Origin of the sequence: Salegentibacter agarivorans (genome assembly GCF_900113135.1) — a bacterium.
Classification (GTDB): domain Bacteria; phylum Bacteroidota; class Bacteroidia; order Flavobacteriales; family Flavobacteriaceae; genus Salegentibacter; species Salegentibacter agarivorans.
Window position 1 is genome coordinate 20,453 of sequence record NZ_FOOH01000035.1, and the last position, 11,975, is coordinate 32,427.

Genomic DNA, 11,975 nt, shown 5'->3' on the forward strand with positions numbered 1-11,975 from the left:
AATTTTAAGAATAAGAAAAAGGCTGTTTTGTAAACGTCCTGTTTTCGTCAAGCTGAACTTGTTTCAGCTTCTAACATGTTTTGAAAATCTAACAAGTTAAACCCTGAAATAAATTCAGGGTGACGTTCTTCAGACTTTCCAGACAGCCTTTTTACTTTTAAATGAATTTCAGAACCTAAGCCTCACAACTAGCACAATTCACCATATTAGCTATAAATTCTTTAGAAACACTTTGGCTTCTTTGATAGTAAAGGGTTTTAACTCCCAGTTGCCAGGCTTCTATCATTAACTTATTTACTTCCCGAACCGGAAGATCTGATGGAATATTTAAATTTAAACTTTGCGCCTGGTCTATATATTTTTGCCTAACTGAAGCCTGTTGTATAATCTCTAGCTGACTTATCTCTTTAAAGGTTTTAAAGATCATTCGCTCTTCATCACTCAATTCTTTTAAATGCTGTACGCTTCCGTGGTTTAGCATGATGCTTCGCCAGGTTTCTTCGGTATCTAATCCTTTTTCCTGGAGCAATTCCTTTAAATATTTATTCTTCCGCATAAAATTCCCTTTTGCCAATCCGGCTTTATAGTAATTACTGCTAAAAGGTTCAATTCCCGGTGATGCCTGTCCCAAAATTGCAGAAGAAGAGGTAGTAGGCGCAACGGCCATTAAAGTAGTATTTCTTAATCCGTAGCCTTTTAAAACCTCGGGTTCGCCATAAATATTAGCTAATTCCTTACTTGCTTTTGTAGCTTTCTCATTAATTTCTTTAAAAATGGAATTCGTTAAGCCTTTTGCTTTTAAGCCTTCAAAAGGAATTCTATTTTTCTGAAGATAAGAATGCCAACCCATAACGCCCAATCCCAGTGCCCTATGTCTTTTTGCAAATTTATTAGCAGGAGTGAGGTAATAATTATCCTCGGTTTTGGCGATAAATTCCTGTAAAACAGCATCAAGAAAATAGATAGCCAGTTTTACGGCTTCAGTATCTTTCCATTCGTCATACAGCTCCAAATTCATAGAAGAGAGACAGCAAATAAAGGACTCTTCCTCGGTTGAGGGCAGTGCGATTTCTGAACACAAATTACTGGAATTTATAACGTAGTTTTTATCCTTATAAACTTGTGGCTTAAATCGGTTAATATTGTCTTTAAAGAAAATATATGGCAAACCTTTTTGCTGCCTGCTTTCTAACACTTTAGCCCAGATTTCTCGTTTTTCCCGGTCTCCATCTATCATTTCCTGCATCCAGTAATCGGGCACACTTACGCCATAAAATAAATTCTGAATAGGATTTCCTATATTTTTTATCTCTAGAAACTCCTTAATATCGGGGTGGTCAATATCCAGGTAAGCAGCAAAAGCTCCGCGGCGTACTCCACCTTGTGAAATAGTATCCATAGCGGTATCAAAAAGCTTCATAAAACTCGTAGCTCCGCTGCTTTTGCCATTATCGGTAACTGCACTCCCACGACCTCTTAGCTCCCCAAAATAGCCTGAAGTTCCGCCACCAATCTTGGTTTGCATAATTACCTCGCCCAGTTTGTGGGTAATTCCTTCAATATTATCGGGTACATAAACATTAAAACAGGAAATAGGTAATCCGCGTTCGGTACCCATATTGGCCCAAATTGGCGAACTTAAACTCATCCAGCCACGCTCTATCATTTCTATAAAAGCTTCTGCCAGTTCTGGTTTGTAGAGCCTTTTTGCAGCTGCATTTGCAACTCTTTCTATAGCAGATTTTGTGGTTTCTCCTTTTAATAAGTAGCCGCGGTTAAGTATTTGCTGGCTTTCTTCATTAAGCCACCATAGGCGTTCCTGTTGCGTTTCTTTATTTATTGTTTCGGGCATTTTGCTGGATTTTAAGTTGAAATATTGCTGCGGAATATTGTTTAAAAAAGATCATCGGCGGTGATGCTCTTATCGTGTTTGGTATAATCTACCGGGCGCTTGGCAAAAAAGTCGTCTAAACTATTGGCGAAAACTTCTTCTTCAAACCATAACATAGCTTTGTAATCATACTCTGAAACAAAGTAGATTTTTTCCAAACCAATTTTTTCAAGGCTATCGTCTACCCGATATTTCATAAAATTCAGAAGGTCTTCTTTTTTGCATTGTTCCAAAGCGCCATCAGCAAAAATCCAGTCCAGGATTTCAGATTCTACTTCCATAGAGTGAGCAATGATTTCCCTAATTTGAGTTTTGGTTTCCTCGTTGAAGAATTCTGGAAATTCATTTTTGATCTGGTTTACAATATAAATCCCGGCGTTAGCATGAATTTGTTCGTCTACCGATGTCCAGGCAATAATATTACTCACATTTTTCATCACGCCTTTAAAGCGACTAAACGAAAGAATAATAGCAAATTGACTAAAGAGGGATACGTTTTCAATTAAAATAGAGAATAAAATAAGGGAAAACACGTATTTCTTTTCATCTGAAGATTTTGTATTTGCTAAAGCTTCAGAAAGATAAGCTACCCTTTTTTTGATAACAGGAGTTTCTATCAATTTCTCGAACTCGTTGTTATAACCTAAAACTTCGAGCAAACGGGAGTAAGCTTCAGAATGTCTAAATTCACATTCAGCAAAAGTACTTCCCAGGCCGTTAAATTCCGGTTTTGGGAGGTGCTCATATAAATCGCCCCAAAAGGATTTAACGGCTACTTCAATTTGTGCGATGGCAAGCAAACTCTTTTTAATTACCTGTTTTTCATTTTCACTAAGATGGGAATGAAAATCCTGTACATCGGCGGTGAAGTCTACTTCAGAATGTACCCAGAAAGAACGATTTATTGCTTCGGTAAACTGAAGAATTTCGGGATAATCGAAAGGTTTGTAATTTACCCGTTTTTCAAAAATACTCATATCACTTTTGTTTTAGTTTTAAAATCAAAAGCATAAAAGCAAATAGGTGTCTTTGGAAAAGAGAAGAGCGGGAAGGCCGCAAATATATTATCCTGGACATTTACTTTATATGCGAAAGCAAAAGTCAGCCCGGTTGGGAAGGTAATCTGGCTTGTAGAAAAGTCTACTTTACAGTTGCGCAACAGCTCATGATTCTCACATGATTCCCCTTGTTTATTACAAAATGTAATACCCGCCGGTATGATTTTACAAAAGTAAAGTTATAAGGAATTTGCGGTGGTTTTATAAAAACAGCTTTGAGTTATAAACATAGTTTTTCACAAGTTAAAGTTTCGGTAAAAAGAAGAGATCAAAGAAAATAGTGAGGTTGCAGGCATAGTCTTTGCCTAGTAAAGGATGCAGTATTTGCTAATCAATCGAAAAAAATGTAAAAATGAGACTTATAAATTTACAGCGCACCGATGATGCATATGTTGCGAAAGCTGAAATTACTTTAAAAGCTTTTGGAGTCGCTTTGGGGCAGAAATCTAAGATTTATATCAAGAAACAATCTGAAAACGAATGGAGAGAGAAAAAAACAAATAAAAAAGTCTCTTCCAGGGAAGCCACTCATTTAAATAAATGGCTAAGCGACCACCAAAAATTTGTAGAGCATTAATCTTTTTGCCTTTTCAAAAGGTCTTCTATCTTAAAAAAATCAGTTTTCTTTATTTTGAAATTAAAAATCAAACAAGCGCTTTATTGAGTTTGCTTCTAATTTTTATACAAAAATTTCTATTCTATTAAACTTCCCGTAAAAACTTCAAAAAGCCCAATATTAACGGGATTTGGGTATTTGGTTTCCGAAGGTTTTTATAAATTGCAGAAAAGATATTTTATATTTTTCATTATTAACCCACATAACCATCAACATATTTATTTAAGTTATGAGTAATTATCATATTAAGAATTTAGAGGAATATTTTCAAGTTTATAGAAAATCGGTAAGAGATCCACAAAACTTCTGGGAAGAGATAGCTGAAGAACATTTTTCCTGGCAGAAAAAATGGGATAATGTGCTAAGCTGGGATTTTAATAAACCTGAAGTAAAATGGTTTGAAAATGCTAAACTTAACATTACCGAAAATTGCATAGATCGTTACCTCTTTAATAGGTCTGACAAAACGGCAATTATTTGGGAGCCTAACGATCCTGAAGAAGAAGCGCAACATATCTCTTATGGAGAACTTCACAAAAAAGTAAACAAGTTTGCAAATGTTTTAAAAGCTAAAGGAATTGAAAAAGGCGATAGGGTTTGTATTTACTTACCAATGATTCCTGAACTTGCCATAGCAATGCTGGCTTGCGCAAGAATTGGCGCGATACACTCTGTAGTCTTTGCCGGTTTTTCTTCAAAAGCTCTCGCTACCAGAACCAATGATGCAGATTGTAAAATGCTAATTACTTCTGATGGTTCTTACCGTGGCAACAAAACAATAGATCTTAAAGGAATTGTAGATAAAGCCCTGGAAGAATGCCCCGGTGTTGAAAATGTGCTAGTAGCTAAACGCCTGGATTCTGATATAGAAATGAAAGAAGGGCGTGATGAATGGCTTCAACCCTTATTAGATGAAGCTTCAGAGGAATGTGAAGCAGAAACTATGGATGCTGAAGATCCTTTATTTATTCTATACACTTCTGGCTCTACAGGGAAACCAAAGGGAATGTTACATACCACAGCCGGTTATATGGTTTATACGGCTTATACTTTCAAAAATGTTTTTCAGTATAAAGAAGACGATGTTTACTGGTGTACGGCAGATATTGGCTGGATTACCGGTCATTCCTATATTTTATATGGTCCACTCGCGAACGGCGCAACTACCGTAATGTTCGAAGGTGTTCCTTCTTATCCAGATGCCGGAAGATTTTGGGATGTGGTAGAGAAACATAAGGTGAATCAATTTTACACTGCACCAACAGCAATTAGATCTTTAGCCAAAAGAAATATTGAATTTGTAGAAAGCCACGATCTTTCATCTTTAAAAGTGCTTGGAACTGTTGGGGAACCTATTAATGAGGAAGCCTGGCACTGGTATAATGATAATGTAGGAAAAAATAAAAGCCCTATTGTAGATACCTGGTGGCAAACCGAGACCGGCGGAATTATGATTACCCCAATTCCTTATGTAACTCCGGTAAAACCAACTTATGCAACTTTGCCTTTTCCGGGAGTTCAACCGGCTTTAATGGATGAAAACGGAAATGAATTAAAAGGAAATCAGGTAGACGGAAGATTATGTATTAAGTATCCGTGGCCAGGGATGGCCAGAACAGTTTGGAGAGATCATGAACGTTATAAGACAACTTATTTCTCTACGTTTGAAAATATGTATTTTACCGGTGATGGTGCTTTAAGGGATGAAGTTGGTTATTATAGAATTACCGGTAGAGTAGACGATGTTATTATAGTTTCAGGACATAATTTAGGTACTGCTCCTATTGAAGATGCTATAGACGAGCATCCAGCGGTAGCTGAAACTGCTGTGGTTGGGTTCCCACACGAAGTAAAAGGAAACGCACTTTATGCATTTGTTACTTTAAAAGAGGTAGGAGAGTCCAGGAATCAGGATAACCTTAGAAAAGAAATTCTTCAACAAATAGTAGATAAGGTTGGCCCAATTGCCAAACCTGAAAAAATACAGTTTGTAAGCGGACTACCAAAAACTCGTAGTGGGAAAATTATGAGAAGAATTCTAAGAAAAATCGCGTCTAAACAAACCGAAGATCTAGGAGATACTTCAACATTATTAAACCCAGAAGTTGTAGAGAAAATTATGAATAATTCTTTATAAGAATTATTCTCAAATTTCATGAATATTTAAAAATTCCAGGCCTCACAGGTTTTCAAATCTGTGAGGTTTTTTTTCTTAAATCCGGAATAATTTTTTAAGATTCAGTTTTCTATCGGTATTTAATTTACCAAGTATAGTAAGAAAAGCAAGGGCTGTAATAAAAGCATCACCGGCCGCGGTGTGACGGTCTTTAGTGTCTATATTGTATGTTTCAGCAATTTCGTCTAACGAATAACTTTTTTCACGGTTAATAAGATTTGAAATTATTCGGGTTCCGCGATATAAATTTACCGTATCCAAAACCTTATTTTTCAGCCTGGGTAATCCCATTCGGGATAAAGCTTCATTAACCACCCCCACATCAAAACCTGCGTGATGAGCCACCAGAACCGAATTCCCAATATATTTTAAAAATGCTTTCACCGCTTCTTCTTCTGAAAGTGTTTTAATTCTTTCATTTTGAATAATTCCATGAATTTTCACCGTTTTAGGATTAAAAGTTTCCTGTAAAATATACTCTTCAAATCCGTCAGCAATATTTATAGATTTATTTTCAATACCCACAGCACCAATAGAGAGCATTCTGTCTTTTTTTATATCGAAGCCAGTGGTTTCAGTGTCAAAAACAACAAATCTAGTCTCGGAAATTTCTTCTGGAAGTTTTTCCTGAAATTTTGCTTCATAGTCCTTCCAAAAATCTGGAAGATTATCAGGTTTCTTTTTTAAAAAATCCAACATTAGATATAAGGAGTTACTTCAAAACGGTATTTTATTAATTCCTGCACCTGCCTAATACTTTTAAAACAACGTTTCAGTTTAATTTTTTCTTCTTTACTTAAATTTTCCAAATCAATAAATCTCCCGCTATTTCTATTTTCCAAACCGTGCTGGGTTCTAAATTTTAGTAAAACCTTAGAAGCATAAGCACAAGCCAGGAAAAGCTCTTTGTTATTAGGTTCCAGCTGTGCCAGTTTTTCAAAGCGTTCTGCCGTATTGCTAATATTTTTAACCTGGTGATATAAAATAAGGAGTCTGCCAGCATCAGTCAAGGGCGTAATACCTCGTTTTTTAATATCAAAGAAATCTTTATTTTCCCCGTCTTCTTCTAATAAAAACTGCCTGAAAAAACCAAGGGGGGAAGGATTTCTTAAAGTTGTAGCTCCCATTACCGCATAAAACTTCCTATTGTCTTTGGTAAGGCTAAAAATATGATCGGCCAGCGCATTAGATAAATATACATTTCCGTAAGAAATATCAAAATCGAAAAATATTGAGCAAAGTAAAATTTCGTCGTTTCCCGGGTCTATAATCCAATTGGTAAACTGGTCTTTCCATTCACTTAAACTAAGGCAATATTTTGGGTTTTTCGCCATCATTTCAGCAGTGCAAAATTCGTAACCTATTATGTTTAGCCGCTTGTTAACTTTTCTTGACAGTTCCAGAAAATAAGCCCTGGTTTCTTCCAGTTTTTCTTGCGGAACATCTTCAAAAATAAGCGCATTGTCCTGGTCGGTTTGTAATAGTTGTTCCTTTCGTCCCTGGCTTCCTAGAGAAATCCACGTAAAATCGCAGGGCGGGGGAGTAGGTAGTTTTTTAATACAACGTTCAATGATGCGTTTTATGGTTGCATCATTCAGTTCAAATATAATTTTTGAAATATGGTTTAGCGGAATATTAGCAGCAAGAAACCCACGCAACAATAAAGTAATTTTATGTCGAATTTTCTTTAATTCGTTTGTGCTACTGCTTCGTTGAATCGCTTTCATTAAAACCGAAGGATTATGACCTTCTGAAACCATAATATCATGTTCCGAAAGGATTCCTACTACTTTGGTATTCGGCGTTCCATCTTCGGTAATGCAAATATGATTAATATGGTGTTTCATCATGGTGAGCTGCGCCTGGGCGATGGTTAATCCCTGCGGATAACAAATTACCGGAGATGCCATAATCCTTGAAACTGGAGTATCAATTCCAAATGCGCCCGTAGCCACCATATCTCTAAAATCTTCATCGGTAACAATGCCTTTGGGAATATTTTCTTCAACCACTAATACCGATCCAACTTTCTTTTTGCTCATAAGTTGTGCGGCTTTTTTAATAGTGGTTTCAGGTGAGGTCATGACCACTTTTCGGGTAACCGGAGCAGGCTGAAGTTCAAAAAGATTATTGTTTGGTTTATACTGATTTTCTACCGGTTCTTTATCTGAAATTAATTTCCCTTTATGAGCTTCAGCATAAGGGTTACGGGTGTTGGAAGCAAAGCTCTGAATCAGGAAGTTCCCAACTTCTTTATTTTCTTCTGTAAGCGGTTTAAATTTCTTTATGGGGATTGCGTAAAGAATGGTTTCTTCTTCTGCAATAGCATTAATAAGATAGTTTTCTTTAGCAAATAGGGGCCTGAGGCCAAAAATATCACCTTCGTCACATTTATCTATGGTTTCTCTTTTTCCTTCATTATCCCGTTCTAAAGAAATTGCTCCTTTATTTACTACATAAAAACGTTTGTGCCCAATATCGCCTTCAGCAAAAAGTAATTTTCCTTTTTCAAGATATTTTACTTTTACCTGTTGTGAGATCATTAATAAATCTTCCTTTTTTAAAAGGTTGAATGGCGGATAGTTTTTAAGGAAATCTGCTATTCGGGAAGCAATGGTGTTCTTCATACCGCTAATTTAAAGAAAAATGAATAGCTGTTTTTCTTTGAATTTTAAATATTTACTTCGTAATCTTTAATCATATTGAGAATAACTTTTTCAGTTTCCGAAAGGGAAATATAATCTTGCTTTTCTTCAGCTTTAATTTTATCAAAATAAGGCGCAATTTCCCCGGTTTCATAAGAATTTATAATCTTTGGGTGTACATAATAACTTCTACAAACGGCACGGGTATTTCCCAAACCTTTTGCCGAAGCATCAAAAGCCTGGAGCAGGTTCTTTTTATTCTGTTTTTCTTCTTCGATATAGCCAAGTTCACGCAGTGTTTCAAAAAAAATCTTGGTAGCGCTCCAGGTTCTAAAATCTTTAGCTGAAAAGAGATCGCCGCTAATTTCGTGAATATATTCATTAATCATCCCGCTATCTATTGCGTGCTTATCGCCATTTTCGTCGTAGAATTTAAAAAGTTCCCAACCCGGAATTTCCTCACATTGGTTTACAAGCTTTATTAGCTTTTTATTTTTTACGGTCACCGCATGTTCTTTACCTTTTTTACCTATAAATTCAAATTTTATCCTGTTTTTATAAGTTTTTACGTGCCGGGTTCTAAAAGTTGAAAGTCCGTAGGTTTTATTTTTCCTGGCATAATAATGATTTCCGATTCTAATATGGGTTTCTTCCATAAGACGAAGAATAAGGGCCAGTACTTTTTTACGACTCATTTCAGGTAAATCCAGGTCTTTATCTACTTGTTTTCTTATTTTAGGCAGGTTTTCTCCAAAGGCCGCCATTTTAAAGAATTTGGTTTCATTTCTTAATTTGCTCCAGGTAGGGTGGTAAATATATTGTTTCCGGTTTTTTTCATCGCGGCCCACAACCTGTAAATGGCCATTTTTTAAATGTGTAATTCTAACTTCTTTCCAACCCGGCGGAATTACTAAACTTTTTATTCGTTCTAGTGTTTTTTTATCTTTTACACGTTCTCCTTTATAAAAATATGAAAATCCCCGGCCTACTTTTTTTCGGTTAATAGAAAGGTGTTCTTCAGAAACGTAAATTAGGTTGGCAAAATCTATAGCCTGGTATGGATCTGAAATAAAATTATTTATTTCTTCCGGAGAAATGGTCATTTTTCTTTTTCACTAAATATAATTGGAAAAAAGGCCGGGCTATAATAAAGAATTGTGAAAGTATCTATAATTAAATGACAAAGCCCTTTTCGGAATTTCTTCTGAAAAGGGCTTTTCTCAATATAAAGGAGACTAATTATTTAATCAAAATAACTAAAACTATCTCCATCCTTTATTTTTAGAACACTTTCGTAAATTAATTTAATAACATTTTCTACATCGGTTTTATGTACCATTTCCACTGTAGTATGCATATATCTTAATGGAAGCGAAATTAAAGCTGAAGGAACCCCGCCGTTACTGTAAGCAAAAGCATCAGTATCGGTTCCAGTAAACCTTGAATTCGCCATACGCTGAAACGGAATTTCTTTTTCCTGGGCGGTGTCAATAAGTAATTCCCTTAATTTATTTTGAACCGCAGGAGCGTGGGCAATAACAGGGCCGTGACCAATTTTAGTATCGCCGGTTTTCTTTTTATTTATCATTGGCGTATTGGTATCGTGAGTAACATCGGTAACAATAGCTACGTTTGGCTTAATACGGTGGGTGATCATTTCTGCTCCCCTAAGTCCAATTTCTTCCTGTACCGAGTTGGTGATATAAAGTCCGAAAGGCAATTTTTTACCATTCTCCTTTAGTAATTTTGCAACCTGTGCGATCATAAATCCGCCCATACGGTTATCCAGGGCCCGGCAAACAAATTTATTTTCATTAAGTATAAAAAATTCATCAGGGTAGGTAATTACACAACCAACGTGTACGCCCAATTCTTCAACTTCATCTTTACTTGTACACCCAACATCTATACAAATATTATCTATTTTTGGAGACTGCTCTTCATCTTTATCACGAGTGTGAATTGCCGGCCAGCCAAAAACACCTTTTACTATTCCTTTTTTAGTATGTATGTTAACACGTTTTGATGGCGCTATTTGGTGATCGCTACCTCCGTTTCTTACCACGTAAATAAAACCCTCATCGGTTATATAATTTACGTACCACGAAATTTCATCAGCGTGTCCTTCTATTACAACTTTATATTCGGCTTCAGGATTTATAACACCAACCGCGGTCCCGTAGCTATCTGTGAAGAAATCATCTACATAAGGTTTTAAATAATCCATCCATAATTTCTGCCCTTCAGATTCGTAACCCGTTGGTGCCGCATTGTTAAGGTATTTTTCCAGGAAATCTATAGATTCCTTATCAAGTATACTGTCTTTGCTCATAGTTTTGAATTTTCACGAATTTAATAAGAATTAAATGTATGGCAACTCATTATTGATTAATTTTGGAATGATTTTAGTAAGATAGGATAGGTAAATAATGAGCAAATGCTTAGAAAGTTTTTTTTAATAATATTCTTTATAGCCTTTAGTCTTTCCGGACTTTTTGCACAGGAAAATTTTCCTGCTGAAGATACTTTGCAAAAAAAATACATGATTATTGCCGGTGATACGGTGCCAAGGGAGAGTATAGATCTTAATGAAGTAGTAATTTTAAAAAAGCTTCATTTTAATAGTCTTGCTGAAAGAAAGCAATACCTTATATTAAGGAGAAAAACCCGGAAGGTTTATCCTTATGCCAAATTGGCTTCAGAAAGATTAATAGCACTTAATTCCAGACTGGAGGAAATTGATTCCCGATCTGCGCAAAGAAAATATACAAAGATTGTTCAGGACTATATAGAGGATGAATTTTCTGCGGAATTAAAAAAGCTTACCCATACCGAGGGACAGATTTTGGTAAAGTTAGTACATAGACAAACCGGTACCACTGCTTTTAACCTTATTAAAAATTTAAAAAGTGGTTGGCGGGCTTTCTGGTACAATACCACGGCTAGTTTATTTGAAATATCTTTAAAGGAAGAATTTGATCCCAGAAATAATCATGAAGATTATTTAATTGAAGATATTTTGCAGCGTTCTTTTGTGAATGATATATTAGAACCACAGGCTACTGCTTTAGATTTTGAATACGTAGAACTCACCGATAAATGGAGTAAAAGACCTGGTAGGTTAAATTAACTTTTGTCTCCCCAATATTTCTTTAAATTTTTTATCTTACAAGTTCCTTTTATTGAGAAGTTTAGGAATTGGTTTTAAGATTTCTTTAAAAAATTATTATTTGGAGCTTGCGGGGGAATAAAACAGCAGTATATTTGCACCCGCTTTGGGACACAACGAGGGTTGGGAAGTAAAGTGGGAAGTTCATTACATATTGGGATACGGTGATTTTTTAAGGAAATAAAAGCTTAAAAAAATAAAAGTAAAAAAACTTATTTTTTTACTTGCCAGAATCAAAAGAGGGTGTATATTTGCAGCCGCAAAAACAGCGAAGGTTTTTAAAGAAAACGGGAGTTGTTTTTAAAGTTCTTTTGAGAATGGAAAGCTTTAAAAAAAAGTCAAAAATTTTTCTAAAAAAGATTTGGCGGGTAAAGAAAAAGCATTGTATATTTGCAGCCGCTTACAGCGGAAACAAGTTCC

9 protein-coding genes and 1 riboswitch are annotated in these 11,975 nt (G+C 35.6%); of the genes, 3 read left to right on the forward strand and 6 right to left on the reverse strand.

Going from position 1 to position 11,975, the window contains the following annotated elements; translation table 11 throughout:
* Positions 1–175: 175 nt before the first annotated feature.
* Positions 176–1,852 (reverse strand): ribonucleoside-diphosphate reductase subunit alpha, encoded by a 1,677-nt coding sequence (locus BM084_RS17755; RefSeq protein WP_075327159.1) that lies wholly within the window; start codon positions 1,850–1,852, stop codon positions 176–178.
* Between the two features lie 41 nt (positions 1,853–1,893).
* Positions 1,894–2,868 (reverse strand): ribonucleotide-diphosphate reductase subunit beta, encoded by a 975-nt coding sequence (locus BM084_RS17760; protein ID WP_075327158.1) that lies wholly within the window; start codon positions 2,866–2,868, stop codon positions 1,894–1,896.
* Between the two features lie 117 nt (positions 2,869–2,985).
* Positions 2,986–3,120: riboswitch (cobalamin riboswitch) on the reverse strand.
* Between the two features lie 181 nt (positions 3,121–3,301).
* On the opposite strand from BM084_RS17760, the gene BM084_RS17765 reads away from it, so the two are divergent.
* Entirely contained in the window at positions 3,302–3,526 is a 225-nt protein-coding gene (locus BM084_RS17765; protein WP_075327157.1) for a hypothetical protein, read from the forward strand.
* Between the two features lie 268 nt (positions 3,527–3,794).
* Positions 3,795–5,702, forward strand: coding sequence for an acetate--CoA ligase (gene acs, locus BM084_RS17770; RefSeq protein ID WP_075327156.1), 1,908 nt, complete (start codon positions 3,795–3,797; stop codon positions 5,700–5,702).
* A gap of 75 nt (positions 5,703–5,777) precedes the next feature.
* Here the strand turns inward: acs and BM084_RS17775 are convergent, their stop codons facing one another.
* The 4 genes from BM084_RS17775 to BM084_RS17790 form a co-directional block, all read right to left on the reverse strand.
* Positions 5,778–6,440 (reverse strand): 3'-5' exonuclease, encoded by a 663-nt coding sequence (locus tag BM084_RS17775; protein WP_075327155.1) that lies wholly within the window; start codon positions 6,438–6,440, stop codon positions 5,778–5,780.
* Positions 6,440–8,368 (reverse strand): DUF294 nucleotidyltransferase-like domain-containing protein, encoded by a 1,929-nt coding sequence (locus tag BM084_RS17780; RefSeq protein WP_093306400.1) that lies wholly within the window; start codon positions 8,366–8,368, stop codon positions 6,440–6,442. The genes BM084_RS17775 and BM084_RS17780 overlap by 1 nt, the downstream gene beginning before the upstream one ends.
* A gap of 44 nt (positions 8,369–8,412) precedes the next feature.
* A complete protein-coding gene (locus tag BM084_RS17785; protein WP_075327153.1) occupies positions 8,413–9,489 on the reverse strand; it encodes a DNA topoisomerase IB in 1,077 nt (358 codons plus the stop codon).
* A gap of 140 nt (positions 9,490–9,629) precedes the next feature.
* Positions 9,630–10,718: a M42 family metallopeptidase gene (locus BM084_RS17790; protein WP_075327152.1), complete on the reverse strand. Its 1,089-nt coding sequence runs from the start codon at positions 10,716–10,718 to the stop codon at positions 9,630–9,632.
* Between the two features lie 105 nt (positions 10,719–10,823).
* Between BM084_RS17790 and BM084_RS17795 the strand changes: the two genes are divergently transcribed.
* Positions 10,824–11,516 (forward strand): DUF4294 domain-containing protein, encoded by a 693-nt coding sequence (locus tag BM084_RS17795; RefSeq protein WP_093306402.1) that lies wholly within the window; start codon positions 10,824–10,826, stop codon positions 11,514–11,516.
* Positions 11,517–11,975: the final 459 nt, after the last annotated feature.

Coding starts and splice junctions, on each gene's coding strand:
- BM084_RS17785 (WP_075327153.1), bottom strand. CDS start 9,489: ATGACCATTTCTCCGGAAGAAATAAATAATTTTATTTCAGATCCATAC.
- BM084_RS17765 (WP_075327157.1), top strand. CDS start 3,302: ATGAGACTTATAAATTTACAGCGCACCGATGATGCATATGTTGCGAAA.
- BM084_RS17795 (WP_093306402.1), top strand. CDS start 10,824: ATGCTTAGAAAGTTTTTTTTAATAATATTCTTTATAGCCTTTAGTCTT.
- BM084_RS17760 (WP_075327158.1), bottom strand. CDS start 2,868: ATGAGTATTTTTGAAAAACGGGTAAATTACAAACCTTTCGATTATCCC.
- BM084_RS17790 (WP_075327152.1), bottom strand. CDS start 10,718: ATGAGCAAAGACAGTATACTTGATAAGGAATCTATAGATTTCCTGGAA.
- BM084_RS17775 (WP_075327155.1), bottom strand. CDS start 6,440: ATGTTGGATTTTTTAAAAAAGAAACCTGATAATCTTCCAGATTTTTGG.
- BM084_RS17780 (WP_093306400.1), bottom strand. CDS start 8,368: ATGAAGAACACCATTGCTTCCCGAATAGCAGATTTCCTTAAAAACTAT.
- BM084_RS17755 (WP_075327159.1), bottom strand. CDS start 1,852: ATGCCCGAAACAATAAATAAAGAAACGCAACAGGAACGCCTATGGTGG.
- acs (WP_075327156.1), top strand. CDS start 3,795: ATGAGTAATTATCATATTAAGAATTTAGAGGAATATTTTCAAGTTTAT.